This window comes from Fischerella sp. PCC 9605 (assembly GCF_000517105.1).
Lineage (GTDB): Bacteria > Cyanobacteriota > Cyanobacteriia > Cyanobacteriales > Nostocaceae > PCC9605.
In genome coordinates, this window is sequence record NZ_KI912148.1 from 2,281,125 (window position 1) to 2,303,988 (window position 22,864).

Annotated in this window: 15 protein-coding genes, 1 rRNA gene and 1 other annotated feature; of the genes, 9 read left to right on the forward strand and 7 right to left on the reverse strand. The window is 44.5% G+C overall.

Features of this window, described 5'->3' with window-relative positions; all coding sequences use genetic code 11:
* Window positions 1–396 precede the first annotated feature (396 nt).
* Together FIS9605_RS0112410 and FIS9605_RS0112415 are read right to left on the reverse strand one after the other, a co-directional pair.
* The gene (locus tag FIS9605_RS0112410; RefSeq protein ID WP_026732864.1) at window positions 397–1,554 is read right to left on the reverse strand and encodes a precorrin-8X methylmutase; all 1,158 of its coding nucleotides are present in this window, start codon (window positions 1,552–1,554) and stop codon (window positions 397–399) included.
* Window positions 1,555–1,615: 61 nt separating this feature from the next.
* Window positions 1,616–6,160, reverse strand: a complete 4,545-nt coding sequence (locus FIS9605_RS0112415) for an nSTAND1 domain-containing NTPase (protein WP_026732865.1) — start codon at window positions 6,158–6,160, stop codon at window positions 1,616–1,618.
* A 583-nt stretch (window positions 6,161–6,743) separates the two neighbouring features.
* Here FIS9605_RS0112415 and FIS9605_RS0112420 point away from each other — a divergent pair.
* From FIS9605_RS0112420 to FIS9605_RS0112425, 3 genes are all read left to right on the forward strand, one after another.
* Window positions 6,744–7,676: an alpha/beta fold hydrolase gene (locus FIS9605_RS0112420; RefSeq protein ID WP_026732866.1), complete on the forward strand. Its 933-nt coding sequence runs from the start codon at window positions 6,744–6,746 to the stop codon at window positions 7,674–7,676.
* Window positions 7,677–7,995: 319 nt separating this feature from the next.
* On the forward strand, window positions 7,996–8,205 hold the full coding sequence (locus tag FIS9605_RS40925) for a hypothetical protein (protein WP_072032384.1): 210 nt from the start codon (window positions 7,996–7,998) through the stop codon (window positions 8,203–8,205).
* Window positions 8,206–8,330: 125 nt separating this feature from the next.
* Complete coding sequence (locus FIS9605_RS0112425; RefSeq protein WP_051469982.1) at window positions 8,331–8,834, forward strand: methyltransferase family protein; 504 nt, start codon at window positions 8,331–8,333, stop codon at window positions 8,832–8,834.
* Window positions 8,835–9,135: 301 nt separating this feature from the next.
* Here the strand turns inward: FIS9605_RS0112425 and glgB are convergent, their stop codons facing one another.
* The 3 genes from glgB to FIS9605_RS0112440 all read right to left on the reverse strand — a co-directional run bounded on the left by glgB (window position 9,136) and on the right by FIS9605_RS0112440 (window position 13,441).
* Entirely contained in the window at window positions 9,136–11,427 is a 2,292-nt protein-coding gene (gene glgB, locus FIS9605_RS0112430; RefSeq protein WP_026732868.1) for a 1,4-alpha-glucan branching enzyme, read from the reverse strand.
* A 245-nt stretch (window positions 11,428–11,672) separates the two neighbouring features.
* Entirely contained in the window at window positions 11,673–11,993 is a 321-nt protein-coding gene (locus FIS9605_RS0112435; protein ID WP_026732869.1) for a hypothetical protein, read from the reverse strand.
* A gap of 371 nt (window positions 11,994–12,364) precedes the next feature.
* Window positions 12,365–13,441 carry a PIN/TRAM domain-containing protein gene (locus FIS9605_RS0112440; protein WP_026732870.1) on the reverse strand — a complete coding sequence of 359 codons (1,077 nt, stop codon included), beginning with the start codon at window positions 13,439–13,441 and terminating at the stop codon, window positions 12,365–12,367.
* A 250-nt stretch (window positions 13,442–13,691) separates the two neighbouring features.
* Here FIS9605_RS0112440 and hemW point away from each other — a divergent pair, with 250 nt between their 5' ends.
* The 6 genes from hemW to FIS9605_RS0112470 all read left to right on the forward strand — a co-directional run bounded on the left by hemW (window position 13,692) and on the right by FIS9605_RS0112470 (window position 21,144).
* Window positions 13,692–14,879 carry a radical SAM family heme chaperone HemW gene (gene hemW / locus FIS9605_RS0112445; RefSeq protein WP_026732871.1) on the forward strand — a complete coding sequence of 396 codons (1,188 nt, stop codon included), beginning with the start codon at window positions 13,692–13,694 and terminating at the stop codon, window positions 14,877–14,879.
* A gap of 632 nt (window positions 14,880–15,511) precedes the next feature.
* Window positions 15,512–16,711, forward strand: a complete 1,200-nt coding sequence (locus FIS9605_RS0112450; protein ID WP_155960410.1) for a hypothetical protein — start codon at window positions 15,512–15,514, stop codon at window positions 16,709–16,711.
* Window positions 16,712–16,729: 18 nt separating this feature from the next.
* Window positions 16,730–17,746 (forward strand): hypothetical protein, encoded by a 1,017-nt coding sequence (locus tag FIS9605_RS0112455; RefSeq protein ID WP_026732873.1) that lies wholly within the window; start codon window positions 16,730–16,732, stop codon window positions 17,744–17,746.
* 578 nt (window positions 17,747–18,324) lie between these two features.
* Window positions 18,325–20,358 carry an FAD-dependent oxidoreductase gene (locus FIS9605_RS0112460; protein ID WP_026732874.1) on the forward strand — a complete coding sequence of 678 codons (2,034 nt, stop codon included), beginning with the start codon at window positions 18,325–18,327 and terminating at the stop codon, window positions 20,356–20,358.
* A gap of 130 nt (window positions 20,359–20,488) precedes the next feature.
* Window positions 20,489–20,815 carry an ATP-dependent Clp protease adapter ClpS gene (gene clpS, locus FIS9605_RS0112465; protein WP_026732875.1) on the forward strand — a complete coding sequence of 109 codons (327 nt, stop codon included), beginning with the start codon at window positions 20,489–20,491 and terminating at the stop codon, window positions 20,813–20,815.
* A 5-nt stretch (window positions 20,816–20,820) separates the two neighbouring features.
* Complete coding sequence (locus tag FIS9605_RS0112470; RefSeq protein ID WP_026732876.1) at window positions 20,821–21,144, forward strand: DUF2103 domain-containing protein; 324 nt, start codon at window positions 20,821–20,823, stop codon at window positions 21,142–21,144.
* Window positions 21,145–21,214: 70 nt separating this feature from the next.
* Here FIS9605_RS0112470 and FIS9605_RS45175 read toward each other — a convergent pair whose 3' ends face one another.
* A complete protein-coding gene (locus tag FIS9605_RS45175; protein WP_026732877.1) occupies window positions 21,215–21,535 on the reverse strand; it encodes a hypothetical protein in 321 nt (106 codons plus the stop codon).
* A 773-nt stretch (window positions 21,536–22,308) separates the two neighbouring features.
* A 5S ribosomal RNA gene (rrf, locus tag FIS9605_RS0112480) occupies window positions 22,309–22,426 on the reverse strand.
* Window positions 22,427–22,564: 138 nt separating this feature from the next.
* Window positions 22,565–22,827 (reverse strand) — a sequence feature (23S ribosomal RNA rRNA prediction is too short).
* Window positions 22,828–22,864 lie beyond the last annotated feature (37 nt).

A 22,864-nucleotide genomic window follows, 5' to 3' on the forward strand; every position in this document is an offset into this window, starting at 1 on the left:
TTTCAGCTATTTTGACCCTATTTTTTTCAGAAGTTAAGCAACAATTTTAACGAACTAACTTGAGAAGTAGGTATTGACATCATTAAAGATATTTCAATCCTTATCTTCAGAAGATAATCATAATTTATATATAAATTCCTAGAGTTGATCTACTGAGATTGGTTTCTGCTCAGGGTGTAATATCGTGTCCGGTGAAAGACTTATCATTAAGGCCGCAGAGGGGCAGGGTGCAGGGGGAAAGAGGATTTTGCGATTTTTGCACAGATGGAGGAATTATAACTAATTAGGCGGACATGATATAAATCAAACAATTTATCTAAATTTTCACTAAAAATTTAGATATTAAATGTATTATTCGCTTGTTTAATATACAAAATAAATCGTAACAAAATTAAATTATTTTTTAATGTTGCGCAGGTTAAGACCGTTGTGGCGACTGCCGTCTTTCTGCTTAAGATAACAATGACAATTAGGTTTTTCAATTACTGATGCAACTAAGACATTTAAGGTAGTAGCTGCTAACAAACCACCTCCCAAAGTCCCTTGTATAACAATCCAAGCAACGTTTTTTTGCATGAGTTGTCGCTTGGCAGCGGGAGCATGGCTAAAGCCAATGGGCATGCCAATTACTAGTGCAGGTTGAATGCGCTGTTGTTCAATAGCTTCGCAAATCGATAGTAGTATCGAAGGTGCATAACCAACTACGAAAATGCAATCTTTTGTTACTTTCTGCAATCTTTCCTGCCATTGCCGATCTTGCCAAAAGGCCTGTTCTGCTTCTGCGGGAGTGGTAACGTGGGGATTGTCAATTAAAGTTTCTAGGTGACATCCTAAGTGAACTAATCGTGTTTGGTCTAAAGCAGCTGCAACTGTGGGAATATCTGCAATCACCTGACATCCCGATTTAAGGGCTTGACGACTAGTGGCGATCGCCTCTGAACTGAACCTGACAAACGACGCTAAACTCACATCTCCACAAGCTAGCACTAATTGAGAAATCAAGTCTCGTTCAATTGCAGAATGCTTCGACAGATCGGGTAGCAAGCATTGTAGCGATTCGTGAAAATCTTCTGGATGAGCGTGAATTTGAGCATCCAAACCACTCCAGAGTTTTTCCAACTCCCCCAATCCAGCCTTAGTTTCTACTTCTATTAACTTGAGTTGGGCTAGCACTTCAGCTTGCATGATTTGACAATCGCGATCGCGTCCTAGTAAACCTTCTAATGCAGATGCAGTTTGCCGCAATTGGGAGATTTGCTGCATCACAGTCTGGTATTGCTGCTGAAGTTGTGCCATCAAACTGGCAGTTGTATCTGTTTCTGGTTCAACTTCGAGAATTTGGCGAATATGGTTAAGCTGGAAACCTTGCTGCTTGAGCGCTACAATGCGTTGCAATCGAATCACATCTTTTTCAGTGTAAAGGCGATAGTTGCTGCGCGATCGCATTGGTTGGGGTAGTAATCCTAATTGATGGTAATGTCGCACCATCCGTGGTGTAATACCGTCCCCGACTGCTTCGGTAAGTTCTTTAATAGTTAAGCAATCAGTTTTCATATCAACCCCAACCACCAACAACCAACAACCAACAACCACCAACCATCAACCATCAACAACACTAATTGTTGCAGAGACGGCGATCGCGATTCTGATGGGTGTTATTCTTCAGATAATCATCAAGGCGATCGCAAGCTCGATTCATCAACTCGTCAAAAGATTCAATCTGCCACACCTTAACAGTACCGTCATTGCCGCCGGTAGCTAGTAACTTGTCATCCTGACTCAAAGCGACGCTGTTTACCGATGATTCATCCGTTTCCCATGCTGCTAAAGGCAGCTGGTCTTCTGTTTTTACATCCCACAACTGCACATTGCCGTTATTTGTACCGCTGACAATCCTCTTGCCATCACGACTAAATACTAATGACATTACTCTTGGCCCATATAGTTGAAATAGTCTAATAGTTTCGCCCTGCAAGTTCCACAAGCGAACAGTGCCATCTTCTCCGCCACTGGCTATTTGCTTACCATCTGGGCTAAATACCGAACTATGAACAGGCCCTAAATGCTCCTCAAATTTCCTTTGCTGCTGACCCTGCAAGTCCCAAACAAAAACAGTACTATTTTGTCCAGCACTAACGATTAGTTGACCATCCGGGCTAAAACTGACGCTGTTAACTCCTTGTTGCTGTGCTTTCCAAACCAAGGGCTGTTGTTGAGAGTCGTGCTGATTTTGCGTCTTCCATAGGCGGATAGTATCATCATTTCCTGCACTAATCAATTTTTGACCATCTGGACTGAAACTGACACTGTTGACCAAGCCTTGATGCCCTCTCAATTCTGCCAACAGCTGACCCTGCAAATTCCATAGGCGAATAATGCCATCTTTGCCAGCAGCTGCCCATCGCTGACCATCTGGGCTAAAACTAACACCCTTAAACGAGCCTCGATTTGCTGTTGAGCTTGTTAACTGCCGATTTTGCAAATTCAAGAGGAAAGTACCATCATTACCAGCGCTGACAATTTGGCGACTATCGGGGCTAAAGCTGACACTATTGACAGGCTGTTGATGGCCTGTTGACTGTGCAAATTGTTGACCCCGTAGATTCCAAAGTCTAACAGTCAGGTCATCTGCGGCGCTAGCTAGTACCTGACCATCTCGTCTAAAACTAAGGCTTCTGACCGGGCCTTGATGTCCTACAAATCTCTCAAACTCCTTACCCTGTAAATTCCAGAAACGGACAGTACCATCACCTCCTGCGGTAGCTAATTGCTGACCATCTGGGGTAAACGCCACACCCCAAGGTTTAATTTGTTGCGTTTTCCATTCTTTCAATTGCCGACCTTGCAAGTTCCACAGGCGGGCAGTATCATCCTCTCCGCCGCTAGCCAGTCGCTGACCATCCGGGCTAAAACTGACACCGGTGATTGGTTTTTGATGCCCTTTCAATTCCTTTACTTGCTGAGTTTGCAAGTTCCACACGCGGACAATTTGATCATCTCCACCGCTAGCTATTAGCTGACTATCCGGGCTAAAACTAACGCTTTTGATCGAACCTTTATGTCCCTGCAATTGTGTCATCAATTGACCTCGCATATTCCATATGCGAACAATGCTGTCATCTCCAGCACTAGCCATCAGCAAATTATTAGGGCTAAAACTAACGCTTCTAACCGAACCTTGATGCCCCTTCAATTCTGCCAATAGTTGACCCTGCATATTCCACACGCGGACAATGCTGTCATCCCCAGCGCTAGCCAATAGCTGACCATCTGGACTAAAAACAATGCTTCTAACAGAGTCGGTATGACCCTGCAATTTTGTCATCACCTGACCCTGCATATTCCACACACGAACAATACTGTCATCTCCACTGGTAGCTAATTGTTTACCATCCGGACTAAAACTGACGCTTCTGAGTGGGCGTTCATACATTTCTTGGCGGTTACTTTCTCTGACTGTGTAAACCGCTTTTTGCAGTGTTCCTCTCACTTGCTCCCGTAGCTTCTGTTCTGTGGGAAATAACCACAAAAGAGGGTGCTGAAAAATTTTTCCTGCGTGTAAAATTTCTAGCATTCCATCTAACGTTTGGTTCTGATTCAAACTTACTTCAGCGGTTTTTCTAGATGTACGGATTTGACCTATTAGCGTACCTCTCAGACCAAACAGAGTCAAAGTAGTCAACACAATTGATACAGTTGTAACACCGATCGCAGTGCTCCAACGCAGATGAATATTCCTTTGTTTTTGCATCACGCTTTGCTGCACAAACTCAGCTTCTAACTGGTTAAACCAGCGATCGCCAGACTTGAGTTGCTCATGCAATACTTCGAGATAGGGATTAGCATTCCAAAGAAACTGCCGTGGTTTCTCTTTGGATTGCTCTTGGCGATCTGATGTACGTCGTCGCGATCGCACAAACGTAGTATTTATTTTGTTACACAAGTTTTCGGCAAAGTAAAAACTGCGATCGAGCAACTTTAAAATAGGTTCGGCTTTTGTTTGAAAATCTGTTGGCTGTTTTTGGGATTTGATATTTTTCCATTCTTGGGCTGCTGGGGTCAGCCGCCTTTGTAAAATTAAATTTTCCTCTGCATCTTGTTTCCACGCCAGCAGCTTTTGCCATCCTCGTACTAAAGCATCATGGGCAGGTTCTACATATGGGTTCCCTTCTGTGTCTTGTCCTTCCACAAGTAAGCGCGCTGTTGAGAACCGCCTAATTACCTTCTTTACCCTTGCGTTTTCTGGTTCTGGGTACTCTAATTCCGATAACGGTACTCGTCTGCGTGCCAACTCACCCCCGCCTACTGCTACCATTCGTAACATCACATGGCGGATAGTCTGCTCGTAGGCTCGATCCTGTTTGACTAACTCCTCATATTCACTATCAGCTCTTTGGGTGAGACTCCGCATCACTCCACCCAATTCTCGGTAATCTGCTTCGGCGATCGCTCGGTCAATTGTTTCACCGTATTGTTGAGCGATTCTTTGCCGTTTTAAATACTTGAGATAAAGCTCACTCAGTGTAAAAGATAATAGAGGCAGCGTACCAGGCATATCTGCTACTTCATCAATCAGGCGATCGACCAAAGGATAATTGGGATCGTCTGATTGAAAATACATCACTTTGGCAGATGCAGGTTCTTCAATTGCTTGACGCAATTCCCCTCGTGTCATCGCTGGCACAATAAATCGAGCTGCTGCCCAATGTCGTTCTAAGGCAGTATTTCTAAATTGGGGTTCAAAGTCACTTCGTAGTGTCAGCACTAAGCGTAACTGCTCTGGATATTCGTTTACAGCTTTCGCTAAAAAGTTGATAAAGTTTTCCTGCTCTTGTTCATCCCGACAAAGAGTGATCAGTTCTTCAAATTGATCAACTATTAGTAGTAAATTTGACTGCGGGTTCAATTCCATCCAAGTTGCCAGATTGGTAGAAAGAGTTTCTAATTTTTCAATGGAAGGCAAGCTGGTAATAGAATAAACAGGTGAGTTTTCCTGTGTCAGTGTATTATTTAAAGCCCGTAATGGAGACTCTCCCGGACGCATTGGAGCTAGGATACGCCATTGCTGCCTTGCTCCCTCCCCGTCAACAGGGGTGGGGTTCTGCATCCTTTTAATGTAAGGAATCAATCCCGCCTTAACTAAGCTAGATTTACCCGTACCCGAAGCCCCCAGCACCACTGTCAATGGTTGCCCCAAAATGTATTGATACAGTTGTTCGGTCAAAGCTTGCCTGCCGAAGAATAGGTGACTGTGTCTTTCATCAAACGATTGCAAGCCACGATAGGGATTTTGAGATTCATCTAGGGGTGGCGCTGGGGGTAAGTTGAGTGGATGCCCAGGAGCGAGAAAAATATACTCGCCTTTATCGTGTTTTTTCAGAGGCCAGATACCGGGGGTTTGCCGTTGGCGGTATCCTTCTGTTCCTGGTTCAACTGCGTCGCGCAAATATAAGTACAATTCAGTAGCAGTAATTACCCCATCTCCTGATGATTTACCATTAGCAGCAGGAGGATAGGCATCAGCTTTACCTTCTAGCGCTTCCAGTAAAGCTGCGGCAAAAGGGGAATGGTCGCCGATTTGACCGCGTTCGGTGTTGAGCACGAAGGCATCTAAGGCTTTTTGATCGTAAGCAGCAGAGGTAATGACTTGCCAGGCTGGATCGGTAATAAAGCGATCGTACCTTTCTTTGTGAATGACTTTTGGTGCAGGTAACAAGTCTCTGGTACTTGACCAACGAAAGGCACCAGCAAAGCAGCAATCAAGGATTCCCAAGAAATGACGACAAGGCAAATTACTTAAGCACTCCTGCAACTGGGTCATCGGTAGGTAAGTTTTGGTGTCTCCCAGCTTGGCATCTTGGGGAATTAAATAACCTTGCGGGCCATCATCACCATTGAGGGCTATTCCATGTCCAGCAAAGTAAAACAGCAGACGGTCATCTGCTTTAATTTGTTGTGGTAGAGTTTGTTCGAGGAATTTTTTCAGATTACTAAGGGTGGCGATCTCATCCAAGCACACCCACACTTGGTAGCCATGCTTTGTACGCAGAATTTCTACTAGCTTTTTGGCATCGTTAACCGCGTTTTGCAGAGAGGAAATGCCATTACCATAATTGTTAATCCCAATCACAAATGCCAGATTGCGCGAGAACTCAGACATAGCACCCCAGTTTCTTCTTTGTTCACGTGACGTGTTGTTCAGGTCAGCTATTATTCAGTTTGAGCTGTCTGCTTACCTAATAAAATAGGTGAAACCACACGCAAGTTATGCAGTTTCCTAAAAGAGACTATTAGCGATCGCCCTTCCCTGTTAAATATTTGACAAATAGCTTTTTTATGGTTTTGGAATCAACTGGCTAGTTTTGTTAGTGCGATCGCCTGGTTGTATGTCATACCATTTTGGATTTTAGATTTTGGATTGGGAATTACTGTCTCTGTCCGGGTTCTGTCATACTAAGTAGCAGTCAAAGATAGTACTTCCCTCACCCCGCCCTCTCCCAATTTGGGAGAGGGGAAGGAGAGAGGGCACGAATTGCTATGTTAATTAGCTACAAGCAAGCTAGTGAAAACTCTGATATAAAAAATTGATTGACCTTTTTACAAGTAATCGAATTTTAGATCGATATCTCAATCCTGGTTGTAATTGTTATGAAAGTGCATCATTCTTAAATTGCATCACACAAGATGTAAGTATTAAGGATGTAGACTATAGCCTGAAGCAGAAAAATTGCAAAGGTAAATAAATGCTCTGGCTGATTCTTGCAGTAATTGTTTTGGGGACTTTAATTGCAGTAGCGATCGCTTACGATTGGTACACGAATCAAGCAATTCGACGGGCTGAAGCTGAATTTCCCCCTCAAGGAAACTTTGTGAAAGTTGCTGGAGTGAAGTTGCACTATATTTGCAAAGGTTCCGGTCAAGCCGTTATTTTGCTGCATGATAACCCTGGCTTTTTGCAAGATTATTTACCAGAAACATTCAACTGCATTGCTCAAGAATATTGTGCCTATGCTTTTGATCGTCCCGGACATGGTTATAGCACTCGCCCTAATCAACAAGCAACGCCGTTAGTGCAAGCTCAACTGTTACGTGGTGCGTTGCAAAAACTCGGTATTGAGAAACCGATATTAGTTGGACATTGTTGGAGTAGCGCTATCGTGCTAGCCTATGCACTGCGCTACCCCGATGAAATCTCTGGGATTGTGCTTATTTCTGCCATAGCCTACAAAGTTACTCGGGCACTTTTGCCGCTAGCCAAGTTTGCACAGTTCCCACTACTAGGAATGTTGCTCAAATTTATACCCCCGATCCCGATCGGACGTATTTTCCGCAAACGTCTGCGTGAAGCGTTTTCACCAACACCCTTACCAAGGGAGTATGCTAAAGCAGCACAAGCACTGTGGGCAAGACCGATTCAAATTCAAGCCATGCTGCAAGACAACAGTAGTTTGCAATCAACATTAAATATTATGAAAAAACATTATGGCGAGATTAACATCCCTGTTGTGATAGTTATAGGTGATGCTGATAATTTTATCTCTCCCAAAATCAACGCCTATCGATTGCACTCTCATATCCCTCACTCCCAGCTATGTGTTCTACCCAAAACAGGCCATGCAATTCCACAAACGCAGCCAGAAGCAATTTTGAAAGCTATCAATCTTATTGGGAAATAAGCGATCGCACTGAAATTTTCTGGTCTTTGCGGTGATTTTTCGCTCACCAACTTCAGCAAATTTCACAGCGAGTACTCTTGACAAAATCCTTACCTGATTGAATAAAACAGCCTTGCTTTTTTAGGGGGGTTGGGGGGATCTACATATTGCGATCTAACGACAGCTTGTTGTGATCTAAGGACAACTTGTTGTGATCTAACGACAGCTTGTTGTGGAATTGCGATCGCTTTTTTCTAGAGAACTGCGATCGCATGTGTTCACCTAGATAACGCTTCCCAAACAGAGGTGCGATTGCTCAATTTTATTCTGAGCTTATTGAGTGCGATCGCCCTTCTCCAAGAAATTTAACCCAAATCCTCTCCCTGAACCCCTACGCGTTGCTGGCGATCGCCTCTCATCTTTCATGGAAGCCTATTTAACACAGCGTGGCAAGCGGCATTTATTCACCGATGTGGAATATTTTGACGCTTGTCGCCGTCTTTCCCTCATGGTAGGACAACGAAATATTACCGTGTTCATGGTAGTATAGTATGAGTATGGCTGTGAACAGTACGATACAGCCATCAACCGTCGCATACAGTGGGAGGCGACTGCAACGGCTCTGGTCGTGGAGTCGCCAGCCGGCAGTTCTGCCGCGACACCTGGAGGGATCTCATGGCAAGCAATAATCGCAGCGATAAGGCGGAGACAGGCATGGTTCCGGAAGTCGCGAACCCCGGGATCGTGCGGCCTCCTTTGGTATACCTGGGCGCGATCGCCCTGGGTCTGTTGCTGCATTTCGCATGGCCAGTTCGGCTCGTGCCTCGTGCCGTGAGCGTGCCACTCGGGGGCACTGTAGTGCTTGTCGCCGTCGCTCTGTTCCTCTACGCTGTTCGCACGTTTTGGATCGCTGGCACGCCCGTGCGGGGCAATCGTCCCACCACCACGATCGTGCGCACGGGGCCCTATCGTTGCAGCCGCAATCCCATGTATCTGTCTTTCTCGCTGCTCCAGATCGGAGTCGCATGCTGGGTCAACAGTCTCTGGCTACTCGTCACCCTCATGCCAGCGGTGGCGCTGATGTCGTTCGTGGTCATCCCGCGAGAGGAGCAATACCTGGAGACCCGCTTCCCGTCGGACTACTTGCCCTATAAGGCTTCTGTGCGTCGCTGGCTGTAAGCAGCCGCCGAACAAGGGCATGGAGCTGACTGCCTCCAGCGTCCGCTCCTGCGTCGCTCCCGCTTCCGGCAGCAGCTCATCTCAGCCGTCAGTTTTGAGGTCATCGTGCCAAAACGGGAAAATTGTACGCTAAAGAATCAAAGCGATTGCCCAAATCCTTACTAGACAAGAGTTTGGACTAACTAAAAGGGAATTTTTTTCATCCGCAGAGGGCGTAAATTATCAAGGCTACTCACCGACTTCAAATTCCAAATATAATCACCAGTCAAAAATTTAGGGTGGGCAATGCCCACCCTCTCGATTAAGATTCCATCACTTCTGCTGTCTTCTTCCTATCCAACTTGAGAATTAACACTCCCAAGGGTGGCAAACACAAATCTAGTGAATAGGAACGGTTGTGCATTGACCAATTATCCGTCCATTTACCGCCTAGATTACCCATATTGCTGCCACCATACTGACGCGCATCACTATTAAACAACTCGGTATAAAATCCTGGTTCCGGCACACCGATGCGGTAGTGGGAATGGGGTTGGGGTGTGAAGTTGCAAACGATGATAACGAAATCTTCAGAGTCTTTGTCTCTGCGGATGAAGGAAACTACGCTATGGCGATTGTCACTACAATCAATCCACTCAAAGCCCTCCTGAGCAAAATCGAGAGTGTATAAAGCAGGTTCATTGCGATAGAGATGGTTTAGATCCTTGAAAAATTCTTTGAGTTGTTGGTGCGGCTCATGCTGTAACAAATGCCATTCTAAATCGCCCCAAACATTCCACTCACTCCACTGCCCAAACTCCATGCTCATAAACATGGTTTTCTTGCCTGGGTGAGCAAACATATAACTAAACAAACAACGCACGTTAGCGAACTTCTGCCATCTATCCCCTGGCATTTTGCCGATGATATTGCTCTTGCCATGCACGACTTCATCGTGAGAAAGTGCCAACATGAAGTTTTCGCTGTGGTGATACCACATGCTAAAGGTGACGTTGTTTTGGTGGAACTGACGGAACCAAGGATCCATGCTGAAATAATCGAGCATGTCGTGCATCCAGCCCATATTCCACTTTAAGTTAAAGCCCAATCCGCCAGTGTAGGTAGGCCAGGAAACCATTGGCCATGACGTAGATTCTTCGGCAATGGAGACAATGCCAGGAAAATAACTAAAAATAATGTGATTTACCTGACGCAAGAAATCAGCTGCTTCTAGGTTTTCTCTACCACCGTACTGGTTAGGCAGCCATTCGCCTTCTTTGCGGCAATAATCGAGATAGAGCATCGAGGCAACAGCATCGACGCGAATGCCGTCAATGTGGTACTTGTCAAACCAGAACAGGGCATTGGCAACTAAGAAATTGCGGACTTCGTTGCGTGAGTAGTTGAATACTAAAGTACCCCATTCTTTATGTTCGCCTTTGCGGGGATCGGCATGTTCGTAAAGGTGAGTGCCATCGAAGAAAGCTAAACCATGACCATCTTTGGGGAAGTGACCGGGAACCCAATCCACAATTACGCCAATTCCGTTTTTATGGCATTGGTCAACAAAATACATGAAATCTTCAGGTCTGCCATAACGGGAAGTAGGGGCGTAGTACCCGGTGACTTGATAACCCCAGGAACCATCAAAGGGATGTTCGGCGATGGGCAATAATTCAATGTGAGTGTATCCCAAATCTTTAACATAAGGGATCAGTCGGTCTGCCAATTCCCGGTAGGTGAGGAAGCGTGCGCCGGGATTGAGTTCAGAAACAGGAACTACAGGTTCAATTTCCCCATTAGGGAGTTTGGGTGGTTCGGCACTAGAGGCGTGTAACCAAGAGCCTAAATGTACTTCGTAAACTGAAACAGGCTGAGTTAGGGGATCGGTGTGACGCCGCACTTCCATCCAGTCTTGGTCGTTCCACTGATAGTTATCTAAATCAGTGACAATCGATGCTGTTTTGGGACGGGGTTCTTGTTGGAAACCGTAGGGATCGGATTTTTCGTATATGTGGCCTTCTATATTTTTTATTTCGTATTTGTAATGTTCTCCTACCCCAAGTTCGGGAATAAACAATTCCCAAACTCCAGTTTGACCTTTACGCATTTGGTGTTTGCGTCCATCCCACTGGTTGAAATCGCCTATGATGGAGACATTGCGGGCATTGGGTGCCCAAACAGCAAAATACACGCCTTTGACGCCGTCTACTTCGGTGAGGTGCGCTCCCAGTTTTTCGTAAATCCGGTGGTGATTACCTTCAGCAAACAGGTGCAGATCAAAGTCGGTCAGGCGGGGCGAACGGAAAGCATAAGGATCGTAGATGACTCGCTCGTGTTCCCCTTCTTTAATTCTTAACTGGTAGTTTGCTAATTCTTTTGTTTCAATCGCGCATTCAAAAAAGTGGGGATGATGCGCGGTTTGCATTGGGTATTCTTTCCTTTCCTCTGGAAGGATAACCCACGCTGCACTGGCATTGGGTAGGTACGCTCGCACAGCCCAGACGGTTTTGGTGCCATTTTCTTCTATGAGATGGGAACCCAGTACTTCAAACGGATCTTGATGCTGATTCCAAACAATGCGGTTTACCTGTTCAGGGGCGATCGTGGTCATAGACATGCAGCTACCTACGTTAATTGAATAAAGTGGCTAAGTAAATTCGCTTTTTTAAGTTCTATATATATTCTTTACATTTATTTGCAAATTTTGTCTCGGTGGTCATCCTACTTAGGGAAGTTGAGGAAGTGGGGGAGTGGGAGAGTGGGGGCTAGGGGTCCCCTCTGGGGTTGGGGGCTGTGGGAGAGTGGGGGAGTGGGAAAATAACTAATGACTAATGACTAATGACTAATGACTAATGACTAAATTAATGTATCCAAAAATGGGAAAAGCTGAAGTAACGCTTTACGCAGGTTCAGTAAAAAGATATTTTGCCGTATCTTAGGACTCAGTTTTGGTGGTGGACCTTGTTGCAATTGGGCTTGCAGTTGTGCATATTCTGCGGCTGTTAGGGGTCTGCCATCAAGAGGCGATCGCGCCGCTGTGATAATTTCTGTCCGTAAGATTTCTTCTGGTGTATCTTCTGGCGGCGGTAATGCGATCGCCACCGTTCCCCAATAACTAACGATCCCCAACCCAATGCTAGTAATAGCTGTCAAAACAGTAAATTTTATCGCTTTCATTCTAATTCTTTATTATTTTTTTATTTTTTATTGTTGATTTTAATCAATTACTTTTATGACAGCGCATAAATAATATCATGTCCATCTAATTGGCGATCGCACTGAGATGGAGTGGGGGCTGTGGGAGAGTGGGGGCTAGGGGCCCCCTCTGGGGTTGGGGGCTGTGGGGGAGTGGGGGAGTGGGGAATGGGGAATAGGGCATTGGGAATGGTAAAAAATTCAATGACTAATGACCAACTACTAACCACTAACTACTAACCAATAACTCCTGACTCTTGAATTCTTTGAAGAAACGATCGCAAAAAAGAATCGGTGCAGCCAATCCGCACCGATTCAGAGGATTTGATCAAATTTAAACTTGACATTTTTCCTCATGCCAATGCCGAAGCTTGCGGTTTGGCAAAAATCATCCTTCCAGCAGTAGTTTGCAAAGCACTGGTAACGACTACCCGCAATTCACCACCCACATAACTACTACCTTCCTCAACAACAACCATTGTGCCGTCGTCTAAATAGCCAATTCCCTGACTGGGTTCTTTACCTTCTTTGAGAATCTTCAGGTCAATGTTATCGCCTGGTAAGTAGGTGGGACGTACAGCGTTTACTAAATCGTTAACATTCAGAACAGGCACTTTCTGAACGCTAGCAACTTTGGATAGGTTGTAGTCATTGGTTAGTAGTGTGCCGTTGATTTCTTGGGCAAACCGTACTAACTTCGCATCTACGGTAGTGATATCGTCGTAGTCCACTGGGTTGATCAAAATGCGATCGGGGTACATTGTTTTGATCCGGTTGAGAATCTCTAGTCCGCGTCTTCCCCGCACCCGCTTTTGGTCTTTGCTGGCATCTGCAACCTGTTGCAATTCTTGCAAAACAAATTGCGGTACCAGAAGCTGTCCTTCTAAAAAGCCAGTTTCTAGTAGTGTTTCGATGCGACCATCGATAATACAACTAGTGTCTAAAACTTTTGTGCTAGCTGGTTTAAGTGTTCCTTCTACTACCATTGTTTCCACGGTGTTGGGATTAATTAAACGCAACAATCCGCGTCCGTGGGTGTCTGCTAGATTCATGCCGGTGTATGCCAGCACAATGCTACCAACAACTGCTACCAGTGGTTTGATAAAGCTAAAGTCAACAGGAATTGGCAGCAAGAACACTGGTGCTAACATCAAGTTAGCCACCAGCAACCCGATTACTAAACCGATCGCCCGAGTCAAGATGACTTCAAAGGGCATTTCCCGGACTTGCGCCTCTAGACGCCGATATTCGGTCTGGAATCTCAGTCCGACTGCGCCCCCAATAATAGCAGCAAAAGCGGCAACAACTAAGCGCAAAGCCTCTAAGTTCGTCACCCGATCTAGTGCCCCACTTGGTAGCAAATCGATACTGTAGAACCCTACACCTGCTGCTGCGAATATGAATGAGAAAATGATAATTGCATCAAGCATGGTTGTATTGCTTTCCTACAACTGTGTTAGCTGATAAGTCTAGTATTTTTAAACTTATCGCTAAGATAGATTTACAATATTTAAGCTCATCCTAAAGGCTGAGACAGATAACATCTGCAATCATTATAACCAAAGATTTTTATGCTTTATTATTGCCATCTTTTTGTTGAAAAACGATAAAAATTTGTTAATAACGTATTAATATTCATGTTTTGTAATTCTTAGAATGATATTTTAATTGTTACTCAAAATGGTACAAAAATATATAGTTTCAATAATTCCCAGTGCTGCTTATATACATGTTCCCTTTTGCAGGCGTCGATGTTTTTACTGTGATTTTCCCATTGCGGTTTTGGGCGATCGCTTGCGCGGTGAAACATCTGGCACTGTCTCTAAATACGTAGAAATGCTATGTAAAGAAATTGCGATAGCGCTTGATTTTGGTCAGCCTTTGGAGACTATTTTTTTTGGTGGTGGTACTCCTTCTCTTCTATCTGTGCAGCAGTTACAACGTATATTGACAGCTTTAAAACAAAAATTTGATATTTCTCCTAGTGCAGAAATTTCTATGGAAATAGATCCAGGTACGTTCGATTTAGCACACATCCAAGGTTATCGCAGCGCCGGGATCAACCGTGTTAGTTTGGGTGTACAGGCGTTTCATGCAGATTTATTGCAAGTTTGTGGGCGATCGCACACCGTTGCTGATATTTTTGCAGCAGTAGGCTTAATTCATCAAGTCGGGGTTCCCGAATTCAGCATAGACTTAATATCGGGATTGCCGCATCAAACTTTAGACAGGTGGCAGGAGAATTTAGAAAAAGCAGTTGCGATCGCACCGACACATATATCTATATACGATCTAACTATCGAGCCTGGGACTGCCTTTGGTCGTTATTATAAACCTGGTGCTGCTCCTCTACCAACCGATGAAATGACGGTGCAAATGTACCGGATAGCACAGCAAATCTTAACTGGTGCAGGCTACGAGCATTATGAAATTTCCAACTATGCTAAACCCGGACACCAATGTCGGCATAATCGAGTTTATTGGGAAAATCACCCCTATTATGGCTTTGGCATGGGTGCAGCGAGTTATGTAGAAGGGAAGCGGTTTACTCGTCCGCGTAAAACAAAGGAATATTATCAATGGGTGGAAACTGGGTGTGTGATTGATTGTGAAGTGACATCACCAGATGAAATTTTGTTAGAAACCTTAATGTTGGGGTTGCGTTTGGCAGAAGGTGTGAGTTTGGGAGTGTTGGCAGAACAGTTTGGGGAAGAGAAGGTAGAAGAGATTAGGAAGTGTTGCGATTTGTACTTTGAGAAAGGCTGGATGGAAGTTGTGGGAGAAAGGTTGCGCTTAACCGATCCCGATGGGTTTTTGTTTTCTAATGTGGTTTTGGCAAAGTTGTTTGCTGAGTTGGGATCGAATTAGGGGTCAAGAGTGTTCAGTTCTGGTCGCACTGCCAGGTAACTACAGACTGGTTGTAGTTAAACTGCTTAGGTTGTCGGTAGAAGCAGTATTCGAGGTTATCTGTTCGAGTTCAAAATCAAGTTAAGCTGCCAAAGCGTATGTGAATGGTTTATAAAAGACTTGGAATTTAGGATGTTATGTAGAAAAATTCGGCTTTTTATCCCTTCATGGGTAGATATATGCAAACTTTCGACTTTTGATCCCATTGTGGGGAGATATACGAAAAATTGCTGGCTAATAAGTAGTTGGATTGCTTATATTTACTGTTAAAAGTACATTAATTGCACCAGTAAACACTGCATTAATCGTGAAAAGTTTGAACGTTTTATTTCTACACGTTAATGTGGGCTATCTGATTAAACTTTTTATTAGAAAATAGTAAGCAATCGTTCTTCAGTGTCAGCCTAGTAGCGTGACCGCCTTAAAATAGCGCATTATGATTTTCTTGTGGGGTAGGCATCTTGCCCGCCCAGAACAGGCAAGATGCCTACCCCACAATAGTTATATTTATGCATCAAATTAGCCAGGTCACGCCACTAGGTCAGCAGAAGCGCTCAGTTGTGCATTAAATCATCAATATGTAGAGGAAACAAGTGAACATTAGCGAGTTCATGCAGCAAAATCTTGCTGGTGCCAATGAGGGCGAAGGTTCTGCCATCTTGTCGCATACTCAGTTGTTTAGTGCACTGTACAACCTCATTGGAAATGAACGTGCCACAGAAGCCACAACCGCTACAGTTTTGTGGCAGATTATTGCTGCTTCACTTCCGTTTACCTACGAATTATGGAATCTGGGTATTGCTGATGTAGGAAATCTTTCTGGGCAAAATATTGTTGTGTCACATGGCAATGACTATGGAAGAACTCACTACAATCTGCTTATCTTGAGTCCACAATATCGAAAAGAGGCCCCAACCGAGCTTAGTTTAGATCAGTCTTACCGAGCTTTAGAAGATGGGTATCGCCGCTGGCGACAACAGCAGCTTGCCGAATTTAGTCAGTTCCGCAAGCGTGAAGCTGTGTCTCTAGAAGCAATCACAGAGCGAAGTCAAATCTTAAGCACTTCCTTAAAAGCGCTTAGCACTCAAGATCTAGAACAGATTGCGTACAGTCGGCCATTTAAGGCTTTAGTTGCTCGAATGCCAGTAGTGGTGCCTTCATTAACTATGAACGTACTGCAATCAATAATTCCCTCACCAGCCTGGGGTGTTGCTACAACAGCGTATAATTCCGCAATTTCCACAGTAGGCATTGCTAGCTATCATGACACGTATGGCTTCGGTGTGACAGCTTGTCTACACGGTGTTTTTGACCAGTTGAACGACCTTAATACCATCATGAACACTCAGGGCATTCAGGGCGTGCTTGGGAGAATAGTCTGGATCAACGGTCAGCAAGGAATTATCCGAGAAGCAGATTACATTACCGACAGTTGTTTCATTCAACTAAATAATTATTCGCTAGCAAACAGTTACTCAACACAAGGACCAATGAAATATGCCCCTCCTGTGGCTGCGCGAGTAGAATTTACCGGAATTGCTTCGGGCACTAAGAACACCTATGTTAAAGGACATGACATGAGTATTTTTAGCCTTTTGCCTGGCAGCCAGCCCAAGGTCTACACTGAACCAATCACTAGCCCCGGTGATTCAGGGGCTACATTGATTGACGAAAACGACTATGTTGTGGGGTTTAGCTTCAACCGCACAGGGTTAGGCGAGTATCCCGAATTCTCGTCTTGGATGTGGGCTCACGCGGTTTATAACGCGCTTGGGCTGGGCACGACCGTTTAGTCAACTAAGAGGCACACTATGGGATGGTGGAAACAGCTGTTCATTACACGGGCCAAAGATTGGATTTTTGAGGAACTTGAACCAACTCAGGTTCCTCCTGAAGAAGCATTTGATAAAGTGTCTATTCCTGAAGACAAAGCTTATTTTACTATCACTTTGCGTTCAATGCGCATTGTCAATGTTCGTAAGCTGACTACGAAATTCTACGGTATGGTTCACAGCTTTTCTACACTGCCGCATATGTCTGGTGAAGATGCTGCCTTTCACTTTGTGATCGCACCTACCGAACTAAGAAGGATCGACCCCCAGAATCTGGATCGCGTTGTCCAAGTCAATAAGCCTTTGCTCGGCCCGATTCCCTATCGTGGTGGGTGTCTAGGTTTTGAATTAGGGTTGTTCTCAGTAAAGGAGACCGATTTAGCTGCTCCCTTTATCGATGTGCTGGAAACGATTGCTTCTAAGGCGGGTGTTTCCTTCGTTAGCGCTGCTATCCCCTTCATAGAGCCTCTCAAAAAGGGCATCGATGCTCTTACAGGTGCCTCTGATGGTTCCATTCTGGAGATCGGAGTATCCGCAGGTATGACTCCCCCGAAAACAGGGTGGTATGTTGTGATGCGCGCTCAGAAAGGAACCGTTAATGTGAGCGATCTGCTAGTTACACAGCCCGATTATCGGTTGGTTAGCCGGACTACAGGGCAGCTAGTACAGAATTATCCCTACATGGTGTTTTGTATTAGCGCCAGCATACAACGTTCAGACTGGTTTAGGCTCCCTGATTTGCAAAAGCCCTATCAGAAGCTGAGGGAAGCCGTTGAGTCTCAGGATTACCAAGAGGCGCAGGATCTCCTCACAACATTTCGACGGATCGCTCTGTGGAGTCCCGATCTCATTACACAAGATGCTAGACGACTAGCAAACCTGATTAGCGAAAAGGTTCGAGAAGCCCTACAGCCCACATTGACATCAAGGGTACCTGAAGCCTTAAAGCCTACCCTCCCTGCTTTAGAAGACCTAAACCTATATGATATGACCTGACCCTCTAGTTACTGGTGCGATCGCCAATCGCTGTAGTAGCGCGTCGCATTGATTGCAAGTGCTAAGAGCGTGGTATAACTCTGGTTAAACCATTGCCATGAAAACAGCTAAGCTAATCGTCATTCATTTTTCCAGACTGATTCGCTTGTAGTAAGGGCTTCAGCCCTGATTTTATATGCTCATTAGCTTCTTTCAATTCCAGAGACTCTGTGTGACCGTGTTATGTTGCTAGTTGAAGACGGTCTTCGGGTAGTTCTGGCACTGTGAGCTTCATTACATATATCTGATTAACTCGAAAAAAAACATATTAAGGGTGTTAGCGTCTTCAAGAATTGATAAAGTACCTAGCAAAAACAAAATTGCGGTTTGTTGCCTTTAGACACCCGTAGGGTTTAATTTCACTTAATTAAGAGCCGTAAAATAAATTGCTGGCTGCGTAGAGACGTGCCGTGGCAAATCTCTACTGGCAAGATAGGAATTTCATCCTGTTGTGACGGATTTAAGAGCCTACCCCTAACTTTTAATTAAGAGCTAAGGTATAAATTCTGATGTAGGAGCTGAACGGAATCAGATTTAACATGAAGCGCAAACACTTAGTAGCCTTTCCTCAAACATCTTTTATCAATCTCACTCTCATTTCTAGTTTTATTGCACCTTACTCTGTTATTGCCGCAACACCCAGAACCCCTGACAAAACGGTAAACTGTGACATTCTTGTGGTTGGTGGCGGACTTTCTGGTGCTGCTACCGCCTACGAGGGGTTACTGGCAGGTAAAACAGTTTGCTTGACAGAAATTACTGACTGGTTAGGAGGACAAATTTCTTCTCAGGGAACTTCTGCACTTGATGAACGACCAACCCAGCGTGCCAAGTTATATTACTCTCGCGGTTACTTGGATTTGCGAAAGCGGATTGAACGCAAGTACGGCAAACTCAATCCTGGTGACTGTTGGGTAAGCGATTCCTGTTTTATGCCCCGCGATGGTCATGAAATTTTGAGTTCTATGCTCAAAGATGCGGCAAAACAGGGTAAGGGCAAACTGCAATGGTTTCCGAATACGGTAATTAAGGACTTAAATATTAGTGCGGATGGGAAAATAATTAATAATGCGATCGCCATCCAACATCGGCCAGCCCCCAACGCACCACCGTTAAACACGTTTCCCTTATCTCAAACCATTAAAGACACCTATACTTACCAAAACTCGTCTCGCTTTACCAAAACCATTATTCGCTTTGCTCCCAAGCGAGCAAAAAAAGGTAATGCTCCTAACTGGTATGTTATGGATACCACCGAAACCGGAGAAATTATCGGTCTTGCTGATGTCCCCTATCGCTTGGGCATAGACGCTCGTTCTTATTTAGAGCCTTCTTCCTCTAGTGCTACTAACGATCCCTATTGCACTCAAGGCTTTACTTACACATTTGCAATGGAGGCTACTCGCGAACCTAAGCAGCATACAATGCCCCCATTCTATCAACAGTATTCACCCTATTACAGCTATGAATTATCACGATTGGCAAGCTTTCCTTTAGTATTCACCTACCGCCGCATCAAGAGTCCCCGCCAAGGAGAAACAATGAAATTTGGCGGTATAACTTTTACAGCTCCTACCCCAGGCGACATTTCCATGCAAAACTGGACTTGGGGTAATGACTATCGCCCCGGAACCGCCAAGGATAACCTCATTTATACTCGCCAACAACTCCAAGCTACCGGGCAGTTGAAATCAGATGGTTGGATGGGTGGATTGCGGATAGAAGCTTTGCGTAAAGCCGAGGAACACGCATTAGGTTATTTTTACTGGTTAGTAGCAGGTACTACAGATTCCCAACTAGGGAAGGCTGTCAAGCAGCCGCAATCGAATAATCGCTTTCTTGCTGGGCTGAATTCACCGATGGGGACAGCACATGGCTTGTCAAAATATCCGTATATGCGCGAAGGGCGACGTATCATTGGACGTCCTAGTTGGGGAGCACCTGGTGGCTTTAGTATTTGGGAAATTGATATTTCTCGCCGCAACTACGATGATGAATATTACCGCCAGGCACTTCCACCTGCTGAGTATCGCCGCTTAAAAGCAGCATTGTCTGGTTTAGAAGCTTTATCGGTGCTTACTGGACAAAAGCGCCCAGAAAACGTTGCTAGGCGAACTCGTTCTACTGTCTTCCCCGATGCGATAGGTATTGGTCACTATGCAATTGACTTCCATCCTTGCATGACCAAAAGCCCACCAGAAGCACCCGGAAATACGGAACGTGCAGGTGAAAGACGTGGTGCAGGACAAGCTTACCCCTTCCAAATAGCCCTGCGGGCGATGATTCCCCAAAAAATTGATAACTTGCTAGTCGGAGGTAAAAGTATTGCGACGAGCCACATTGCAGCGGCAGCGTATAGAGTACACTCTTTTGAATGGTCTGCTGGTGCTGCGGCGGGGACCACGGCTGCTTTTGCCTTGAAAAATAATATCGCTCCCTACCAATTAGTGGATGAATTACCAAAGATTGAACCGCAACTTATTGCCCTGCAAAGGTTGTTAAAAGAAAACGGCAACCCCACTGCTTTCCCAGATACCTCGATTTTTAATCAAAATTGGGAAGATTGGAAGTAGTCATTGGTCATTAGTCATTGGTCATTAGTAAAAACAAATGACCAATGACAAAGGACAAATGACAAGTGACTATGTACTAAACTGTTATTTGTGATGTAGTTTTGTAAAGACCCGTTGGCTAAGTATTCTTATGATTACAAGACTTTCAGCAGCTGTTTACGGGATGGCAACGGCACCAACTGTAGCTCCTGAACGGTCTAGTCAAGTTACCCGCAAGAGCTACCCGAATTATAAAGTCATTGTTTTGAACGATGATTTTAATACTTTTCAGCATGTCGCTGAGTGCTTGATGAAATATATTCCGGGGATGACTAGCGATCGCGCTTGGGAACTTACTAACCAGGTACACTACGAGGGTCAAGCCATTGTTTGGATTGGGCCCCAAGAACCAGCTGAACTTTATCACCAGCAGTTGCGTCGAGCTGGTTTAACAATGGCTCCTCTGGAAGCAGCGTAAAAATCATGACTAAACCCACCGCAGACACCCGTAAGGCAACACCTGCCAAAGATGGCAGATTAGTTTGGAATCACTCAACCCATATCTCTGGTCTGATTCCCATTTTGGAACGTCTCTGCAAGTTAGATGGAATTCAAACAATAACACCAGGAGAAATTGGAAGAGTGAAAGGTCACAGTCCAAAGTTGCAATTGCGGGTGTCTGTACCAATTCGTGGGGGTTTTAAAGTCATCGCACGTCAAGGTAAAACAGTGCAAGAAGTGTTTATCTTGACCACTTTGTCACAGGAACAACTCGAAGAAGCATTGGCGATCGCCATGCAAAAGTAATAGTTGGTAGTTGTTTGTTGTTTGTTACTTGTTTACCACCAACTACCAACCACCAACAACTAACTAACAACTATTCCTCAACCCGTCGCATTGCGAATTTGTGTAGAGGCAGGCTGACAATGCAAGAAAATGTTAAAAAATATGACAGAGCGGTAGTAATTCTCAAAGTCATTTGTAGAGCTTCCCAATTTGGTAAAAGAATTTTTTCAATGGCAAAAGCAACACAGTAAACGAGCCAATAAGAGAACGTCATTCTAAACAAAACTAGCTCTGTTGCGTCTGTATCATCTTTTTGCTGTTTGTTATCCAACAATATAATTAGACCGACAACACAAGCGACAAAAGAGACAGCAATAACAAATTCATGACAAATAAGATTTACCGAATGCATTTGTGCTTATCCCAAATGTTTTCTATTGAAGATCAGTCTAAAGGAATAGACCTACTGGGATAATTAAATAGTTACAAAATAAAATATAATACTACAAAATATGTAAATAATTGCTACGAATTAATAAATTAGTTATTAGTCCATAGTTTACAGTCAATAGTCATCAGGAAAAACTCTGGACTGTTGAATTGCGACCTGCCAAAATAGCAAAACTATAGGCGATCGCTAATCGCAGAAGCTTTAGAAGACGAATAATACTCATGTTGTCTTGATATGGAAGTTGGACATTCAGGTTATACACACTTGACGGAGATTTTGAAAAATTTGTCTCATGATGTGTCAATAGATTTTTACTGCGGGAGCGGTATGATGGGCAAATAAACAACACTTTTCAGATTTCAGATTTGTGTAGAAATATGTAGAAAAATGTGACATCAACCAATACCAAGTTGCATTCTAACATATCATTCTGTAGACGCTTCTGCGGCTACTCTACGAGGAGGGCTACGCCCTAAGTGTAGGGTAGAATCTCCGATATGCTACCCTACGAGGAGCTGCTGCGCGTCTATGCTGTCCTCAGCATGACAGATTACTTCATTGACTGCAACTTAGTAAGCTAAAGCACATTTAAATTGCACAATTATATTTTCTCAATCTCTTGTGGGGTGATCCGGACAGCCCGCCAAAGTTATGCAAATTAGATGTGGAACAGCTTAAAAGCAATTAAAAAGCCCCTCTATTTATGAAGAGGAGGCTTTTGTGTGGAGTATAAGTCCTGGCATCGAGCTATTTTGGCGGTCGGCAACCCGACAACTATCGTCGCCGCAGCAGCGTTTCACAACTGAGTTCGGGATGGGTTCAGAGTGGTTCCACCGCGCCATTGACACCAGGAAAACTTTTTGGTGTTTGTTGGTTGTTGGTGGTTGGTTGTAAAAAACTGCAAACAACTAACAACCATCAACCATCAACAAAACCCTGAAGACTGCACAGAGAAAGCGAAATTCACCAAAGTTTGTAGAGGTCAAGCCCTCGGTCTATTAGTACTCNTCAGCTTCATACATTACTGCACTTCCACTTAGAGCCTATAAACAGGTGTTCTACCTGTGACCTTACCTACTTAAAGTAGTGAGAGTACTCATCTTGAGGTGGGCTTCCCACTTAGATGCTTTCAGCGGTTATCCACTCCGTACTTGGCTACCCAGCGTCTACTCCTGGCGGAATAACTGGTACACCAGCGGTACGTTCCTCCCGGTCCTCTCGTACTAAGGAGGACTCCTCTCAATACTCTTACGCCTGCACCGGATATGGACCGAACTGTCTCACGACGTT